Here is a 17,473-nt window from a genome sequence, read left to right as displayed (position 1 = left end):
CTACTCAGCGGCGATCAGGCCGGGTTCCGCGACACCTTCCGGCCCCGGCCCGCCATAGGCCCAGTCGAGCAGCTTGATCGTATGCACCACCGGCAGCTTCGCGGCAGACGCGATCTGCGTTATGCAGCCGATATTGCCGGTGGCGACGACCGAAGCGCCGGTAGCCTCGATGTTTTTCACCTTGCGGTCGCGCAGCCCGGCCGAAATATCCGGCTGCAAGATGTTGTAGGTGCCGGCCGAACCGCAGCACAAATGCCCTTCGCGCGGCTCGCGCACGATGAAACCGGCTTTGGCCAGCAATTCCCTAGGCTGGCGGGTGATCTTCTGGCCGTGCTGCATCGAGCAGGCCGAATGATAGGCGACGACCGTGCCCGGCTTGCGCACCGGTTCGGGCAGGTCGATGGCGGTCAGGTATTCGGTAATGTCCTTGGCCAGCGCGGAGACACGTGCAGCCTTCTCGGCGTAGGCCGGATCAAGCCGCAGCATGAAACCGTAGTCCTTGATGGTCGTGCCGCAGCCCGACGCGGTGATGATGATGGCATCGATCCCGCCTTGTTCAATCGCGCGGGTCCAGGCATCGACATTTTGCCTTGCAGAAGCAAGGGCGGCTTGCTCGCGGCCCATGTGATGGACGAGCGCGCCGCAACAGCCCTCGCCCGGCGGCACCACGACCTCGACCCCAAGCCGCGTCAGCAGTGAAATGGTCGTGTCGTTGATGGCGGGATCGAGCACCGATTGCGCGCAACCGGTGAGGATGGCGACGCGGCCCCTCTTCGCCCCCTGCCCGGTATGGGTGCCCGGCGAAGCCATCGGCGATGCTCCCGGGATCGATTCCGGGGCGAGCTTGAGCATTGCGCCAAGCGGCTTCAATGCCGGGATCTTCTCGAACAGGCCAATGAACGGCTTGCCCAGTTTCGCCAATTTGAGCGCGGCGCGAAAACGCCGGGGATAGGGCAGGACGAAGGCCAGCATGGCGCGGGTCAGGCGATCGAGCAGCGGCCGCCTATAGGTCTGCTGGATATGGGCGCGGGCATGGTCGACCAGATGCATGTAGTTGACGCCAGACGGGCAGGTGGTCATGCAGGCGAGGCAGGAAAGGCAGCGATCGATATGGGTGACGATCTCCTTGTCGGCGGGGCGACCGTTTTCCAGCATGTCCTTGATCAGGTAGATGCGCCCGCGCGGTGAATCGAGTTCGTTGCCCAGCGTCACATAGGTCGGGCAGGTGGCGGTGCAGAAGCCGCAATGCACGCATTTACGCAGGATTTTTTCCGACTCGGCGACATGCGGGTCGGCAAGCTGGGCAAGCGAAAAATTGGTCTGCATCTCTGATGTCCTAGGCCATGCGGCCGGGATTGAGGATGTTCTTGGGGTCGAATTCCTGCTTCAGCCGCTGGCTGAGCGCAGTCAGCGCCGGAGCCTGCGGCTCGAACACCGGCAGAGCGGCGCGATGCGAAGGAGCCGCGCGCACCAATGTCGCATGGCCGCCGCCATGTTTTCTCAGAAGTCCGCGCAGCAGCGTCGCTTCCGGGTCACCCTCCTCCATGCGCAGCCACACCAGTCCGCCCTGCCAGTCATAGAAGGCGCTGACGGCGGCCTGCATGCGCAGCGTCAAAACCATCTTGTGCGCCTGGGCAGGCGCCATCGATACGCGCCAGAGCGGTTTGTCGTTGTTGTCCGCGAAAGGCCTGCAATCGCGCACGTCACGCCACAGGGCAGCTGACGCTTCGCTGCAAATCTCCTCCAGTGGTCCGGCATTTCCGAGCAACGCCTTCAGCGCGGCGATGCGATAGGCGACGGAGGGGCCAAAACCCTCCACCCGAAGCAGCGTGGCCGCATCATTGCCGAGCGCACCTGCGGCAACCCGTGCGGCAATCCGCTCCGGAAGGTGCGCGGCGCTCGATACTTCAGCACTGGAGCCGAGCGCCAGGGCCATGGCCGCGGCGGCCGCATCGTCGAGCAGGCCGCGGATGGCGAGCGTAACCTCGGTCTCGGCCGACGGCAGCACCTTGAAGGTGACGTCGGTGAACACGGCCAGCGTGCCCCAACTGTTGGCCATCAGCTTGGACAAGTCATAACCGGTGACGTTCTTCACCACGCGGCCGCCGGATTTGAAGGCCTCGCCGCGCCCGGAAACCACATGGATGCCCAGGATGTGATCGCGCGCCGCCCCCGCTTTCAGCCGGCGCGGGCCGGAGAGGTTCGCTGCAAGCGCACCACCAAGCGTGCCCTTGCCCGGCTCGCCGCCGAGCAGCGGGCCGTAGTCCATCGGCTCGAAAGCGAGTTGCTGGCCGTTTTGCGCCAGCAGCGTCTCGATTTCGGCCAGCGGCGTGCCGGCCTTTGCGGACAGCACCAGTTCGGCTGGTTCATAGAGCGTGACCCCGGCGAGCCTCGACAGGTCGAGCGTGTGCTCCGTCTGCAGCGGACGGCCGATGCCGCGCTTGGAGCCGTGACCGAGGATTTCGAGCGGCGAGCCTTCCGCCGCCGCCCAGGCGACGGTGGAGAGGACTTCGGAAGGGGTGATGGGAGTGAAGGTGGTCATGGCGCCGATGCGCAATATGCGGGAATGCCGCGTTCCTTCGCGCCCCCCTCTGTCCTGCCGGACATCTCCCCCTCAAGGGTGGAGATTGGATGCCGCGCCGGGTTTCGCCAATCTCCAGCGTTGGCGGAAGGGCGAAGCGACGAAGCTGCCAATCTCCCCCCGTGAGGGGGAGATGTCCGGCAGGACAGAGGGGGGCGTTCAGGCGCTGACATAACCCTCAAAACCTCGGAATGTCCGGAAACGCCATCTGTCCGCGATGCACATGCATGCGCCCCAGCTCCGCGCAGCGGCGCAGTTGCGGGAACACCTTTCCCGGGTTGAGCAGATGATTGGGATCGAAGGCGCATTTGACCCGCATCTGCTGGTCGAGGTCGATCTGGTTGAACATTTCCGGCATCAGGTCGCGTTTCTCGACGCCCACCCCATGCTCGCCGGTCAAGACGCCGCCGACCTTGACGCACAGCCGCAATATGTCGGCGCCGAAACTCTCGGCCTTGTCGAGTTCGCCCGGCACGTTGGCATCATAGAGGATCAGCGGATGCAAATTGCCGTCGCCGGCATGGAAGACATTGGCGACGCCGAGCCCGTATTTTTCGGAGAGCTCGCGCATGCCGGCCAGCACGCGCGGCAGTTCCTTGCGCGGGATGGTGCCGTCCATGCAATAATAGTCGGGCGAGATACGGCCGACCGCGGGGAAGGCAGCCTTGCGCCCTGCCCAGAAGCTCAATCGCTCCTGCTCCGACTGCGAAATGCGGCAGGTGGTCGAACCGTTGCGGATGGCGATCGCCTCGACCGCGGTGATGAGATGATCGACCTCGACGCTGGGCCCATCGAGCTCGACGATCAGCAGAGCCTCGACATCCAGGGGATATCCGGCATGGACGAAATCCTCCGCCGCATGAATCGCCGGACGGTCCATCATCTCCATGCCACCGGGAATGATGCCGGCGCCGATAATGTCGGCGACGCATTGGCCACCCTGCTCGCTGGTCGGGAAGCCGATCAGCAGCGCACGTGCCGTCTCCGGCCTCTTCAAAATGCGCACGATGACTTCGGTGACGACGCCCAGCAGGCCTTCGGAGCCGGTCATGACGCCGAGCAGGTCGTAGCCTTCCGCGTCCAGATGCCTGCCGCCGAGCCGCACCACCTCGCCGCTCATCAGCACCATCTCGATGCCGAGCACATTGTTGGCGGTCAGGCCGTATTTGAGGCAGTGCACGCCGCCGGAATTTTCGGCGACATTGCCGCCGATCGAACAGGCGATCTGGGAAGATGGGTCGGGGGCGTAGTAAAAACCCTCCTGCTCGACGGCGGTGGTGATGCCGAGATTGGTGACGCCCGGCTGGGCGACGACGATGCGATTGGGGAAATCGATCTCGATAATGCGGTTGAAGCGGCTCATGACCAGGAGCACCGCGTCCTCCAGCGGCAGCGCGCCGCCCGACAGCGAGGTGCCGGAGCCGCGCGGCACGACGCGGATGTTGCGGTCATTGCAGTATTTCAGCACGCGCGAAACCTGTGCCACCGTTTCGGGAAGCACCACGACCAATGGCAATTGCCGGTAGGCGGTCAGGCCATCGCTCTCGAAGGCGCGCATTTCGTTGGCCGCGTCGACCACACCCTCGCCCGGCACGATAATGCGCATGTCGGCGACGATCTCGCCGCGCCGGCGCATCGTGGCGTCGTCTGGCTTGGGCATGGCAAGGCCGGACATCGGCAGCCTCATCTCGCGTGACTGGTCAAAATCTTTTACCAGTGAAGGGCGTCGGTTGCAAACCCCGCTTTGACCGAGAGCGGACACGGACGCAACGGACGCCTTCCGTAGCGGCAATCTGCCGCTGGCGCGCTTTACCCTGTGGGAAGTAAAGGCGCGCCTACTCGCCCGGATGTTTCGTCGGCTCGGAATGCATGCGCCGCACCCGCCGCACGCCCCACCAGACCAGCAGGATGGCGAGCGGCACGCACGCCGCCGTGACCACTTCGGGCGCGAAGGCATGGCCGAAGATCGAGGCGCCCTTGGCGACATAGCCGACGAGGCCGACGACATAGTAGGAAACGGCCGCGACCGACAGGCCTTCGACGGTCTGCTGCAGGCGCAGTTGCAACCGGGCGCGATTGTTCATCGAGGCGAGCAGGTCGCGGTTCTGCTTCTCGACCTCGACATCGACCCAGGTGCGCAGCAGCGTGGTGGCGCGCGTCAGCTTGCGCGACAGGTTGGCCTGACGCTCCTCGACCGAACGGCAGGTGCGCATGGCAGGCGCCATGCGCCGCCGCAGGAACCCCGCCCAGGTGTCATATCCCTGTACGGCTTCTTCCTCGAGCGCTTCCAGCCTTTCGCCGACGATGCCGTCATAGGCACGGCTGGCGCCGAAGCGGTAGAGGCTCGACGCCGCGTCGGCTTCCAACTCAGCCGCGAGTTCGGTCAGGTCGGCAAGCAATTTCTGGCTGTCGCGGGTCTCGGCGAGTTTCATCTCCAGCGTGATCTGGGCCAGCCTGTCCTCGATACGGCGGGCGCGACCGGACAAGGCCAGCGCCAACGGCAGGCCGAGCATGGCGAGCGTGCGGTAGGTCTCGATGTCGATCAGCCGCTGCGACAAGGCGCCGGTACTGGCCGGCGTCAGGGCGCGGTCAAGGATCAGCATACGGGTCAGGCCGTCGCCATCCTGGCGGAAATCGGTGACGATTGCTGCATTGCCGCGTTCGACCAGCGAATAGCAGAGGCTGGTCGGATCGAAGCCGGCGATCGACCGCTCGCCCGCCTGCGTCCATTTGCGGATCTCGAGCCGGATGCCTGAAATAACGGTTCCGGGTGGAGAAAATCCGTTGCCGAACGGCGAATCCTCCTGGCCCTTGCCGCCTTCGGCAAGCGGCCCTTCCCACAGATAGGTGGAGAATTCGGTATGCCGCTCCCAGCGCAACGAGCCCTGGCCCCATCTCATGGCGTGATGGCGGGCCTGACGGTCGGGCGCGGCTATGCCGAGCCGGCGCGACAGCTCGGAAAGCACCGAATGATCGACGCCGGCGCCACCCTCGGTCATGAAGGCGAGCTGGATCAGCACACGCGGCTTCTCGACCAGCGGGTGCGGACGGGCATGGACTTCGCCCAGCGCGCCGGGCCGTCCCTCATGCGCCGGAAAGCCGAGCACGCTGCCCTTGGCGCGCGGCTGAAATTCGAGATTGGACGGGTCGTGCGACACGGCTTGTTCCCCGGGTTTCTTTGAACCCTCTTGCAGTTGCGTCCTCTAGAGCCAATAGGCTCCTGACGCAAACAGCAAAGTTTAGCCGAAGACGATATGGGCGCGAGCGGGGAAGCCGACACGCTTCGACCAATTGGATAAATAATTTGACCAGTTGGCGACGCTGGCTTTATCTTGCGTGACACCGGTTCAACACTCCCAGGCATGCCGTTGAGCGACATTTTTTCCAGGATCGAGCACTCGCGAACCGCCGACGAGGTGGTGCAGCAGATCGAAAGCCTCGTCCTCGAAGGCGTGCTGCGCACCGGCGACCGGCTGCCTGGCGAGCGCGAGCTGGCACGCCAGTTCGATGTGTCCCGGCCGATCCTGCGCGACGCGCTGAAGGCGCTCGAGGGACGCGGCCTTTTGACGACGCGGCCGGGCGGCGGCACATATGTCGCCGACATCATCGGCCAGCTGTTCACCAAGCCGGTGGCGGACCTGATCTCGACGCATCGCAAGGCGGTGGCCGATTACCTGGAATATCGCCGCGAGGTGGAGGGGATCGCCGCCGAATATGCGGCGCGGCGCGCCACGCCGGAGGACCTGGCCCTGCTCGACCGCATCATGGCACGCATGGACGAAGCGCACCGCACCGGGGATTTCGACGACGAAGCCGAGATCGACGTCGAATTCCATCATGCGATCTGCGAATGCGCGCACAACATCCTGCTCCTGCATACGCTGCGCTCCTGCTACAGGCTGCTGTCGGAAGGCGTGTTCCAGAACCGGTTGCTAGTGTTCACGGTGCCCGGCGCGCGCGATGCGCTGCTGGCCCAGCACCGGGCGATCCACATCGCGGTCAAGGCCGGCGACCCGGCCGGCGCGCGGCAGGCGGCGATGGACCACATGATCTATGTCGAGCGGTCGATGGCGCAAGCCGAGCGCAGCGGCGACTGGCAGCGCGTATCGCGGCTCAGGCTCAGGCAACGCTCTGAAGCCGGCGATGCCGAACCGGCGCGCAAACGCTCCTGAACGATATCGATCAAGCGGGGACACGATGAGCGACATTCTCACCATTGCCGACCTCAAGGACCTGGCGCGACGGCGCGTGCCCAGGATGTTCTTCGAGTATGCCGATTCCGGCGCATGGACCGAGAGCACCTACCGGGCCAACGAGGAGGACTTCCAGAAGATCAAGTTCCGCCAGCGCGTGCTGGTCGACATGAGCAACCGCTCACTGGAATCGACCATGATCGGCGAGAAGGTGGCCATGCCGGTGGCGCTGGCCCCAACCGGCCTGACCGGCATGCAGCATGCCGACGGCGAGATGCTGGCGGCGCAGGCGGCCGAGGAATTCGGCGTGCCGTTCACGCTGTCGACGATGAGCATCTGCTCGATCGAGGATGTCGCGTCGGTGACGAAGAAGCCGTTCTGGTTCCAGCTTTACGTGCTGCGCGATAAGGACTTCGTGCTCGACCTGATCGACCGGGCAAAAGCGGCGAAATGCTCGGCGTTGGTGCTGACGCTCGACCTGCAGATCCTCGGCCAACGGCACAAGGATGTCCGCAACGGACTTTCGGCGCCGCCCAAGATGACGCTGGCCAACATCGCCAACATCGCGGTCCGTCCGCGCTGGTGGATGCGCATGGCCGGCACGAAGCGCCGCACGTTCCGCAACATCGTCGGCCACGCCAAGGGCGTCGGCGACGTGGCTTCGCTGGCGTCATGGACGACGGAGCAGTTCGACCCGCATCTGTCGTGGAAGGATGTCGCCTGGATCAAGGAACGCTGGGGCGGCAAGCTGATCCTGAAAGGCATTCTCGACAAGGAAGACGCGTTGATGGCCGCTGAAACGGGCGCCGATGCGATCGTGGTTTCCAACCATGGCGGGCGTCAGTTGGACGGCGCATCCTCGTCGATCATGGCGCTGGAGGAAATCGCGGACGCGGTCGGCGACAGGATCGAGGTGCACATGGATGGCGGCATCCGCTCCGGCCAGGACGTGCTGAAGGCACTGTGCCTCGGCGCCAGGGGCACCTATATCGGCCGGCCGTTTCTCTACGGCCTGGGCGCGCTCGGCAAGGAAGGCGTTACCAAGGCGCTGGAAATCATACGTAAGGAGATGGACATCACACTGGCGCTGTGCGGAAAACGTCTGGTGACCGACATGGGCAAGGACCAGATCCGGCGCTAGCCAGGTCGGCGACGGCCTGATCACGGAGACAGCGATACGTTGGCAGAACCCGACATTCATTTCCTGGACGCGCGCGGACCGGACGGCATGCGGCTCTACGCAATCGGCGATGTCCATGGCCGGCTCGATTTGCTGGCCGCCATGCATCAGCGAATCGAGAGCGAGCTCGAATGGAAGCCGGCTCGCGACTGGCGCGTCATCCACCTCGGCGACTATGTCGACCGTGGGCCGGACTCCAAGGACGTCGTCGATTTCCTGATCGAGGCGCGCAAACGCGATCCGCGAAACCTGATGCTTGCCGGCAATCACGATCTCGGCTTTCTCGATTTTCTCGATACCCCTGACCCGGACGGGCTTTTCATGCGCTATGGCGGGGTCCAGACGGCGCTATCCTACGGTGTGCCCCTCGCGGCCGACGCCGGCTGGTTCGGCAGGATGGAGACGATGAGACGGGGGCATCAGGCTCTGCTCGAAGCAGTACCGCAACACCATATCGATTTCCTGCGTTCGCTACCCTTCTCAATCAGCTTCGGCGACTTCTTCTTCTGCCATGCCGGCATCCGGCCAGGCGTTGCCCTGGAGAACCAGAATCCGCAGGATCTGATCTGGATCCGCGACGTTTTCCACGATCACGCCGGCCTTTTCCCGAAGATCGTGGTGCACGGCCACACGCCCGTTCCCGAGGCGGAGGTCATGGCCAACCGCGTCAATGTCGATACGCTCGCCTGGCAATCAGGCATGCTGAGCGCGCTCGTTGTCGAGGACGCCGACAAACGCATTCTGACAATGACAATAAGGGAAGCTTGAGTGGCGCGCGTCGCGGAAACGACGCGAACGGTCCGGCTATTCAGCGCAGCGAAGCGGTGACGCCGTAGCCGTCGACGGCGTTGTGGTTGTTGGCGGCATCGGCCGCATAGATGCCGAGACCGCAAATCACGATGGCGGACATCATGGCAAAGGACAGAAGCGCTGCTTTCACGGACGTCATCTCTTGTTGAGCTTCCTGCATCTGTGCACGAGGCGGTTACCAATGCGTTGAAACCGAAAATACGTCTCAAAGTTTCGACGATTTCGCGCTTCTAGGCACGTTCTGTATCGGCGGTGTGTCGCACGGGCCACACAAAGGTCCATCGCGGTTGCACCGGTGATGCAGAGCGCGCGCCTTCTAGGATGGCGGGCGTACACAAGCCAAGGACGAAACCGGTTTTCCCCAGGCGGATTCACCGCCGCGTGCCAATTATGCCACGCCCTGGTCCGCAGAGATGATGCTCAGATCGTCGCCACCCATGCGCGGGCGATGGCAAGGCCGGCAGCATCGGCATCCGGTCCGTTACGGGCCATTTCGCCATCGAGCTTGCCGGCCCAGTCGGGGTGGCGCGCTGCAATGATCGGCGCGAAAGAGGTGCTCCAGTCCTTCACCAGCGGCCGATCGGCCTCGAAGTGGAACTGGAAGCCGTAGACGGCGCGGCCGACGCGGAACGCCTGGTTCTCGGCGACATCATTGCCGGCGAGCCGCACGGCGTTTTCAGGCAGCACGAAGGTGTCGTCGTGCCATTGGAAGATCGGGAACTTTTCCGGAAGCTCGGCCAGCACCGGATCGGCCTTGGCGTCCGGCGTCAGCGAAACGCCGCGCCAGCCGAATTCGTTGGCGCCGCCGATGCGGTTCTCGCCGCCGAAGGCGCGGGCAACCAGCTGGCTGCCGAGGCAGATGCCGAGCACCGCGCGGTTCTTGCCGGCGAAATCGCGGGTCAGTTCGAGCAGCGCCGGAAAATAGGGATATTCCTCATCGGCCAGCGCGTTCTGGCCGCCGCCGAGCACCACCATGGCGTCGTGGCCGTTCGCATCATCCGGCAGCGGATCGCCCTTGTAAGGAAGGCGGATGTCGAGATCGGCACCGGCTTCCGCAAGTGCCGCGCCGACCTGGCCGAGGCCGGTGTTGTCGTAGTTCTGGACCACCAGCACCCGCATCGCAAAACCCTGCTGACGTGAAAACGATGCGACGAGCGATATCATGGCGCCGGCATTTCAGCCAAGATGCGGGCGCGCGGAGAAAACTATGCCACTGCAAAACCGGGTCGATCCGTTCGGCGCTATCCACGCCGTGCCCGAGCGCGGCCTGTTCATGGGCAATCGCGGCATCATCCACGATCCCGAGACCAGGACGCTGTTGAAAAAACGCTGGGCGCTTCACGCCTGGATCATCTGCGTCTGCGACTTCGGCGACGTGCGGCGCGAGCCGATGGGCCGCAACCGGCGACGTGATGATCTATCGGGACCCAAGGCGGGCTGGACGGAACTGTTCTTCCTCGACGAGGTGACGGCGCTGGCGGCGGGCCATCGGCCCTGCTTCTTCTGCCGGCGCGAACGGGCCAGGGATTTTGTGGGTCGCTTCGGCGAAGCCTTCGGCATAACGGAGCCGCGCGCGCCGCAGGTCGACAAGCGGCTGCACAAGGAGCGGCTGGCCGCGGGCGGCAAGCCGCCGGTGGTGGCGGCTGACGAGCTTGCAGGCCTGCCCGACGGCACGATGGTCGAGGGTGGAGGCAATGCCTACGCCTTGCGTCGCGGCAAGGCGCTGCGCTGGTCGTTCGCAGGATATTGCGGAGCGCAGGATTTCAACGACCTCGCTCATCGGCCGCTACGGCTGCTGACGCCGCCGACCACGATCGGGGTGTTGAGGCGAGGCTACGAACCCGTCTGGCATCCTTCCGCCAAGGCTTGACGCCAACCGCCGGCTCGCCCATTCCTCGGCCATGCGCGCCAATTACAAGATGCAACGCCTGTTCGTGCCCGACGATCTCGGGCCGGAGATCGAGTTCGACGCCGGCCACCAGCAGAGCCATTATCTCCTGCACGTGCTGCGGCTTGGCGAGGGCGCCGAGATCCTGTTGTTCAACGGCCGCGACGGCGAATGGTCGGCGGCCATCGCGGCCAAATCCAAGAAGGCGGTGAAGTTGAGGGTGCTGGCGCGGCAACGGCCGCAGCCGCCGCTGCCCGATCTCGTCTACTGCTTCGCACCGCTGAAGCAGGGCCGGCTCGACTATCTGGTGCAGAAGGCGGTCGAAATGGGCGCCGGCGTGCTGCAGCCGGTCATCACCCAGCACACGCAAGTGGCCAAACCCTCCATCGACCGCTTGCGCGCCAACGTCGTCGAGGCGGCCGAGCAGTGCGGCATACTTGCGGTGCCGCAGGTGCGGGAAGCGGAAAAGTTCGAACGCCTGCTGACCGGCTGGGACACGGATCGGCGGCTGGTCTTCTGCGACGAGGACGCTTCGACCAACAATCCCCTGCCCGCGCTGCAAGCGGTAAGCGAAAGGAAGCTCGGCCTGCTGGTCGGGCCGGAAGGCGGATTTTCCGATGAGGAGCGCAAGCTGTTGCGCGCTCTGCCTTTCGTCACTGCCATTCCGCTCGGCCCGCGCATCCTGCGCGCCGATACGGCCGCCGTGGCCGCACTGGCGGTGATGCAGGCCACAATCGGCGATTGGTGAGGGTTTCTTCCTTCTCACACAAGGGAGACGGGAAGAGCCGCATCGTTCAATTCCTGTTGACCTCTGGCTCAGGATTTTTCGCTTGATCGGCTACTGACATTTCGTCCATCTAGCGCCGGCGGTCTTCCGGCCGCCCTGCAGTGCCGCGCGTCGACGCGCAAAGGCCGCTGTAGTACTTTGATTTTGGCGCATATCCCGAAAATCGAGGTCGATTTCGGGATCATAGCGCCGCAGGGGCTTGATGATGGCGCGCGACACAACCGATTTCCGGCCGATCGAAGGCATGGACGAACTCGTCGCGCATCTGGCCGAGGGCAACAAGCCGCGGGACAAGTGGCGCATCGGCACCGAGCACGAGAAATTCCCGTTCTACGTCGACGGCAACGGGCCCGTGCCCTATGGCGGCGAGCGCGGCATACGCGCCATCCTCGAAGGCATGCAGTCAAAGCTCGGCTGGGACCCCATCATCGATGACGGCCGCATCATCGGCCTGGTCGAGCCGACCGGCCAGGGCGCGATTTCGCTGGAGCCCGGCGGCCAGTTCGAACTCTCCGGCGCGCCGCTGGAGACGATCCACCAGACCTGCCGCGAGGGCAATGCCCACCTGGCGCAGGTGCGCGAGATCGCCGAGCCGATGGGCATCCGCTTCCTTGGCCTTGGCGGCAGCCCGAAATGGTCGCTGGCCGAGACGCCGAAAATGCCGAAGTCGCGCTACGAGATCATGACGCGCTACATGCCCAAGGTCGGCACCAAGGGCCTCGACATGATGTACCGCACCTGCACGATCCAGGTTAATCTCGACTTCGAGAGCGAGGTGGACATGCGGCGCAAGATGCAGGTGTCGCTGAAGCTGCAGCCGCTGTCGACGGCGCTGTTCGCCAATTCGCCCTTCACGGAAAGCCGGCCGAACGGCTTGCAGAGCTGGCGCGGCGACATCTGGCGGGACACCGACAACCAACGCTCGGGCCTGCTCGAATTCTGCTTCTCGCCCGATTTCGGTTTTGCCGACTATGTCGAATGGGCACTCGACGTGCCGATGTATTTCGTCATCCGCGACGGCCAGTACCACGACATGACGCACGTCACCTTCCGTCAGTTCATGGCCGGGGCCGTCCGCAATGAAATCCCGGACGGATTGCCGACGATGGGCGACTGGGCTAACCATCTGTCGACGCTCTTCCCCGACGTGCGGCTGAAGCGCTTTCTCGAGATGCGCGGCGCCGATGGCGGGCCGTGGCGGCGCATCTGCGCCCTTCCGGCCTTCTGGGTCGGGCTGCTCTACGACGAGGCAGCGCTCGATGCGGCGGAGGCGCTGACCTCGAGCTGGACCTACGGGGAAGTGCTGGCGATGCGCAACGCCGTGCCCGAACAAGGCATTTCGGCGCCGTTCCGCAACGCCACGTTGCGCGACATCGCTCGCGACGTGCTTACCATCTCGCGCATGGGGCTGAAGAACCGCGGCAAGAAGAACCGCGACGGCTATGACGAGACCTCGTTCCTCAACACGCTCGACGAGGTCGTGGCGCGCGGCACCACCAGCGCCGAGGAGATGCTGTCGGCCTACCACACACGCTGGGGCGGCTCGATCGAGCCGGTGTTCATGGAATACGCCTATTGACCCTCGGCTTCGAGGCGGCCGAGCTCCTGCAAAAGCCGCTTCAATCGGCGGTGGAAACGAATTAGGCTTCTCCGGCGAGGATTTCCGGAGGAGAGACCAATGCCTTCCTTGTTCGACATGCTGGCGCAAGCCCAGAACGGCAGCGGCATGCAGGCGCTTGCCCAACAATACGGGCTCTCGATGCAGCAGACGCAATCTGCGGTAGAGGCGTTGCTGCCCGCCTTTTCGCAAGGACTGAGGCGCAACACCGCCGATCCCTATGGGCTCGGCGCCTTCATGACGGCGATGGCGAGCGGCCAGCACGCCAAGTATTTCGAGGACGCGACCCGGGCCTTCTCGCCGCAAGGCATCAATGAGGGCAACGGCATTCTGGGGCATCTGTTCGGCTCGAAGGATCTGTCGCGCGCGGTTGCCGGCCAGGCGGCGCAAGCGACGGGTATCAGCCAGCAGGTGCTGCAACAGATGCTGCCGGCCCTGGCCTCGATGATGATGGGCGGGCTGTTCAAGCAGACCACCAATCAGTTGGCCGGGGGGCAGATGCAGGCGGCCAGCGGCTTCGGCGCCGCCGGCAGCAATCCGCTGGGCGAGATCATCGAGCAGATGATGCGCCAGGGAGGAGGCTTGGGCGGCGCCCAGGCGCCGGCGCCGCAGCCGAGCCCGCCATCGCAAGACCCCATGGACAACCCGCTTGGCAAGGTGCTGCAGGACATGTTCGGCGGCGGCGCGCCACAGCCGCAAAGCCGATCCCAGCCGCAACCGCAGCAGACACAGAACCCCTTTGGCGACAATCCGCTCGGCAAGGTGCTGCACGACATGTTCGGCGGTGGCGCGCAGCCGCCGCAAGACCAGCTTCAGCCGCAGCAGACCCAGAGCCCCTATGGCGACAGTCCGCTAGGCAAGATCTTCGAGGAGATGCTGCGGCAAGGTGGCGGTGTATCAGGCGGCGAGCAGCCGGCGCCGCAGCCCCAAGCTCGGCGGCAGCCCCAGGCGCCGCAGCCGCAGGCCAATCCGAGCGGCAGGCCGACGAACCCGTTCGACGATCTGTTCGGTAAGATGTTCGAGACCGGAGCGCAGCAGCGCGACGACTACCAGAAAGGCATGGAGTCGATTTTCGACCAGTTCAAGCGCGGCATGGATCGGCGGTAGCCGTCGCCCAGGTTTTGGCTTTTGCCTCGCGCAAAAAGAAAGCCCGGTCCTTGGGAGGACCGGGCAGCGTGCAGGCAGGCCGGCGGGGGACCGGCAGGGAGTGGGAAGCCTGCATGAACCTTGGTCGCGCTGACTGATGAAAGGTTCAGCGGGACCGAAATTCAACCGATCAGGCCACCCTGCGGGCGATGTCCTCGATGGTTTCGACGCGATCGCTGGCGATTTCGCGCAGCATCGCCGTCGGATCGCGGCCAAACGGCACGTCGATGGCGACGTGCAGGTCGGCGCGCGTCAGGCCGATATCGGCAAGCTCGGCGTCCGACATCTCGCCGAGGCGATAGAAGGCACGGCGGTTTTTCCAGGCCTGGTAGACATTGGAGACCGCATTGATCGCGCGCGTCGCAACGGCCGGACGCGTGGTGATGCGCGAGGTCTCGGTGGCGAAATCAAACGTAACCATGTCGGTCTCCTTCAGACTCGAACGGGCAAAACCAGGCGATCGGCGCTGGCGACAGCGGCCGTTCCGGCTTCGATTCACATGCCTTCATGTGGACATCAGTAATTTGCCATTGCTCGATTGATTAATCCAACGAATGTTTCTAATCTTAAGCATCAACACTAGTGATGGATCATGCCGATGAAAGCGCCGCTCGATCTCGATCAGTTGCAGACCTTCATCTCGATCGCCGACACTGGCAGTTTCACCCGGGCGGCCGAAGAGGTGCACCGCACCCAGTCGGCGGTGTCGATGCAGATGCGCCGGCTGGAGGAGCGGATCGGCAAGCCGCTGTTCGAAAAGGAGGGGCGCAGCAACCGACTGACGGAGGAAGGGGACAAGCTGCTTTCCTACGCAAGACGTCTGCTCTATCTCAACCGCGAAACGCTGGCCGCCTTCGACGACCGGCGGCTCGAAGGCACCATCCGCATCGGTACGCCGGACGACTACGCCGACCGTTTCCTGCCCGAGATCATGGCGCGCTTCACGCGTTCCAATCCACGCGTCGAACTGACCGTCGTCTGCGAACCGACGCCGGGGCTGGTCGAACACATCAAGCGCGGCAATCTCGACCTGGCGCTGGTGACGCATAACGACGTGCGCGGCCAGTCCGAGGTGGTGCGGCGCGAACCGCTGCTGTGGGTCACCTCGGCCAACCATGCCACGCACGAGCAGGAAACGCTGCCTATGGCCTTTGGCCGGCCAAACTGTATCTGGCGGCGCGCCGCCGTCGACGTGCTTGACCAGCAGAACCGCGACTATCGCATCCTGTTCACCAGCTTTTCCGCAACGGTCATCACCGCCGCGGTGTTGTCGGGCCTGGCGATCTCGGTGCTGCCGGAATGCGCGCTCAGGCCCGGCATGCGGGTGCTGGGCGAGGCCGACGGCTTCGGCGCCCTGCCCGACTGCCGCATCGGCATCATGCGCGGCCAAACCTCGCGGCCGGAGATCGTCGATGCACTGGCCCGGCACATTTCCGAAAGCCTGGACAACATCTCGGTGCCGCTTGGCGAAGAGGCGGGAACGTTCGATTTCGCGGCACTCGCCTTCAGCAAGATGCGGCGAACCAAGCCGAACCAGATCCTGCCGGGCTGGTAAGCGATCAGACGCACCTGAACGCCGACCTGAAAACAGCCAGCTTGACGCCGGCGCGCAACCACCCCCCAATCGGCCGATGAGCGAAGCAGCATCCGAATCACGCAGCAACGCCACCGAATATACGGTGAGCGAAATATCAGGCGCCCTGAAGCGCACGGTCGAGGATGCCTTCGGCAATGTACGGGTGCGCGGTGAAATCTCGGGTTATCGCGGGCCGCACTCCTCCGGCCATGCCTATTTCACGCTGAAGGACGACCGCGCTCGGCTCGACGCCGTGGTGTGGAAAGGCACGATGGGCCGGCTGAAATTCCGCCCCGAAGAAGGAATGGAGGTGATCGCCACCGGCAGGCTCACCACCTATCCCGGCAAATCCAACTACCAGATCGTCATCGACAATCTGGAACCGGCGGGCGCCGGAGCCTTGATGGCGCTGCTGGAGGAGCGCAAGCGCCGGCTGCAGGCCGAAGGCCTGTTCGAGGGGGGCCGCAAGCGGTTGCTGCCCTTCATGCCGCGCGTCATCGGCGTCGTCACCTCGCCGACGGGGGCCGTCATCCGCGACATCATCCACCGGATCAAGGATCGTTTTCCGCTGCATGTGCTCGTCTGGCCGGTGCGGGTGCAAGGCGAAACCGCGGGCGCCGAGGTGACCGCCGCCGTCGCCGGTTTCAACGCGCTGGCAAGGGATGGCACCATCGAGCGCCCGGACCTGCTGATCGTGGCGCGGGGCGGCGGCAGCCTCGAGGACTTGTGGGGCTTCAACGACGAGGCCCTGGCCCGTGCCGTCGCCGCCTCCGCCATTCCGGTGATCTCGGCCGTCGGCCACGAAACCGACTGGACGCTGATCGACCTCGTCGCGGATGTGAGGGCGCCGACGCCGACGGGGGCGGCCGAAATCGCCGTTCCGGTGAAGGCCGACCTCGAAGCGGCGCTCGCCAGTCTCGGCGCACGGCTCAAGGCTGCGGTTTCGCGCAATTTCGAGCGCAAGCGCCAGTCCGTGCGCGCGGCGGCGCGTGCGCTGCCCTCGCCCGATCAGTTGCTGGCGCTGCCACGTCGTCGCCTCGACGAGGCGGCGAGCCGGCTCGGGCGCGGCCTCATGGTTTCGACCGAACGAAAGCGCGGACGCTTCCTCGCCCTGAAACTGACGCCGGCAATGCTGTCGCAGCGAATTGCCGAGGCGCGGCGGACCAACGAGCGCAATCTCCTGCGGGCACAGGGCGCGTTGCGCACGCTGACGAGGGCCCGGCGCGCGGAGCTCAATCGCGCCGCCGATCAGTTGCCGAAATGCGCCCGGGCGTCGCTGCAGCGGCACCGGCAGCAATTGGCGGCGCTGCAGGGCCGCATCACCATCGAGCCCACGGCGCGGCGGCAGCGGACCCAAAGGGATTTCCTGACCGCGCTGACGCGGCGCAGCACGCATGCGGCATCGCTGAGGCTGGAGCGGCTGCGCAGTCGCGTCGCCCAGGCCGACCGCTTGCTGGCGACGCTGTCGCACAAGGCCGTGCTGGCACGCGGCTTCGCCCTGGTGAAGGATGCCGACGGCGCCGTCGTCAAGCGTGCGGCGGAATTGACGGCGGGGATGGCGCTGTCCCTGGAGTTCGCCGACGGCACGGCGGATGCTGTCGCGACCAGCGGCTCGGCGCGGCCACGACCGGTCGCCAAAACCGCGACCAAGGCCAAGGAGCCCGGCAGCCAGGGCTCCCTATTCTGAACCGTGA

The 17,473-nt window shown here is 65.0% G+C and carries 16 protein-coding genes; 9 read left to right on the top strand and 7 right to left on the bottom strand.

Features of this window, described 5'->3' with window-relative positions:
• The 4 genes from glcF to FJ951_RS10905 all read right to left on the bottom strand — a co-directional run bounded on the left by glcF (position 1) and on the right by FJ951_RS10905 (position 5,739).
• Entirely contained in the window at positions 1-1,326 is a 1,326-nt protein-coding gene (gene glcF / locus FJ951_RS10925; protein WP_140515036.1) for a glycolate oxidase subunit GlcF, read from the bottom strand.
• A gap of 10 nt (positions 1,327-1,336) precedes the next feature.
• Positions 1,337-2,542 (bottom strand): glycolate oxidase subunit GlcE, encoded by a 1,206-nt coding sequence (gene glcE / locus FJ951_RS10920; RefSeq protein ID WP_140515034.1) that lies wholly within the window; start codon positions 2,540-2,542, stop codon positions 1,337-1,339.
• Between the two features lie 217 nt (positions 2,543-2,759).
• Positions 2,760-4,256 carry an FAD-linked oxidase C-terminal domain-containing protein gene (locus tag FJ951_RS10910; RefSeq protein WP_140515031.1) on the bottom strand — a complete coding sequence of 499 codons (1,497 nt, stop codon included), beginning with the start codon at positions 4,254-4,256 and terminating at the stop codon, positions 2,760-2,762.
• A 160-nt stretch (positions 4,257-4,416) separates the two neighbouring features.
• On the bottom strand, positions 4,417-5,739 hold the full coding sequence (locus tag FJ951_RS10905) for a DUF3422 family protein (protein ID WP_140498370.1): 1,323 nt from the start codon (positions 5,737-5,739) through the stop codon (positions 4,417-4,419).
• Between the two features lie 210 nt (positions 5,740-5,949).
• On the opposite strand from FJ951_RS10905, the gene FJ951_RS10900 reads away from it, so the two are divergent.
• Genes FJ951_RS10900 through FJ951_RS10890 form a run of 3 tightly spaced genes read left to right on the top strand, consistent with a single transcriptional unit; the run spans position 5,950 to position 8,722 of the window.
• Complete coding sequence (locus FJ951_RS10900) at positions 5,950-6,753, top strand: FCD domain-containing protein (RefSeq protein ID WP_140515030.1); 804 nt, start codon at positions 5,950-5,952, stop codon at positions 6,751-6,753.
• A 25-nt stretch (positions 6,754-6,778) separates the two neighbouring features.
• Positions 6,779-7,915 (top strand): alpha-hydroxy acid oxidase, encoded by a 1,137-nt coding sequence (locus tag FJ951_RS10895; RefSeq protein ID WP_140515028.1) that lies wholly within the window; start codon positions 6,779-6,781, stop codon positions 7,913-7,915.
• Between the two features lie 39 nt (positions 7,916-7,954).
• On the top strand, positions 7,955-8,722 hold the full coding sequence (locus FJ951_RS10890) for a metallophosphoesterase family protein (RefSeq protein ID WP_140498373.1): 768 nt from the start codon (positions 7,955-7,957) through the stop codon (positions 8,720-8,722).
• Positions 8,723-8,762: 40 nt separating this feature from the next.
• Here FJ951_RS10890 and FJ951_RS10885 read toward each other — a convergent pair whose 3' ends face one another.
• Positions 8,763-8,903 (bottom strand): hypothetical protein, encoded by a 141-nt coding sequence (locus tag FJ951_RS10885; protein WP_181165325.1) that lies wholly within the window; start codon positions 8,901-8,903, stop codon positions 8,763-8,765.
• 281 nt (positions 8,904-9,184) lie between these two features.
• Positions 9,185-9,883 (bottom strand): type 1 glutamine amidotransferase, encoded by a 699-nt coding sequence (locus FJ951_RS10880; protein ID WP_140515250.1) that lies wholly within the window; start codon positions 9,881-9,883, stop codon positions 9,185-9,187.
• A gap of 88 nt (positions 9,884-9,971) precedes the next feature.
• On the opposite strand from FJ951_RS10880, the gene FJ951_RS10875 reads away from it, so the two are divergent.
• The 4 genes from FJ951_RS10875 to FJ951_RS10860 all read left to right on the top strand — a co-directional run bounded on the left by FJ951_RS10875 (position 9,972) and on the right by FJ951_RS10860 (position 14,164).
• Entirely contained in the window at positions 9,972-10,634 is a 663-nt protein-coding gene (locus FJ951_RS10875) for a hypothetical protein (protein WP_140515026.1), read from the top strand.
• A 31-nt stretch (positions 10,635-10,665) separates the two neighbouring features.
• Positions 10,666-11,400: a 16S rRNA (uracil(1498)-N(3))-methyltransferase gene (locus FJ951_RS10870; RefSeq protein ID WP_140515024.1), complete on the top strand. Its 735-nt coding sequence runs from the start codon at positions 10,666-10,668 to the stop codon at positions 11,398-11,400.
• A 244-nt stretch (positions 11,401-11,644) separates the two neighbouring features.
• The gene (locus tag FJ951_RS10865; RefSeq protein ID WP_140515023.1) at positions 11,645-13,018 is read left to right on the top strand and encodes a glutamate--cysteine ligase; all 1,374 of its coding nucleotides are present in this window, start codon (positions 11,645-11,647) and stop codon (positions 13,016-13,018) included.
• 99 nt (positions 13,019-13,117) lie between these two features.
• On the top strand, positions 13,118-14,164 hold the full coding sequence (locus tag FJ951_RS10860) for a DUF937 domain-containing protein (protein ID WP_140515021.1): 1,047 nt from the start codon (positions 13,118-13,120) through the stop codon (positions 14,162-14,164).
• A 169-nt stretch (positions 14,165-14,333) separates the two neighbouring features.
• On the opposite strand, the gene FJ951_RS10855 is transcribed toward FJ951_RS10860, so the two are convergent.
• Positions 14,334-14,624, bottom strand: coding sequence for a DUF1127 domain-containing protein (locus FJ951_RS10855; protein ID WP_140498379.1), 291 nt, complete (start codon positions 14,622-14,624; stop codon positions 14,334-14,336).
• Between the two features lie 177 nt (positions 14,625-14,801).
• Between FJ951_RS10855 and FJ951_RS10850 the strand changes: the two genes are divergently transcribed.
• A complete protein-coding gene (locus tag FJ951_RS10850; RefSeq protein WP_140498380.1) occupies positions 14,802-15,758 on the top strand; it encodes a LysR substrate-binding domain-containing protein in 957 nt (318 codons plus the stop codon).
• A 76-nt stretch (positions 15,759-15,834) separates the two neighbouring features.
• Entirely contained in the window at positions 15,835-17,466 is a 1,632-nt protein-coding gene (xseA, locus tag FJ951_RS10845) for an exodeoxyribonuclease VII large subunit (protein WP_140515019.1), read from the top strand.
• Positions 17,467-17,473 lie beyond the last annotated feature (7 nt).

Origin of the sequence: Mesorhizobium sp. B2-2-3 (genome assembly GCF_006442405.1) — a bacterium.
Classification (GTDB): Bacteria; Pseudomonadota; Alphaproteobacteria; order Rhizobiales; family Rhizobiaceae; genus Mesorhizobium.
Note: the sequence above shows the minus strand (reverse complement) of the source record. Positions and strands in the feature narration are given on the sequence as shown.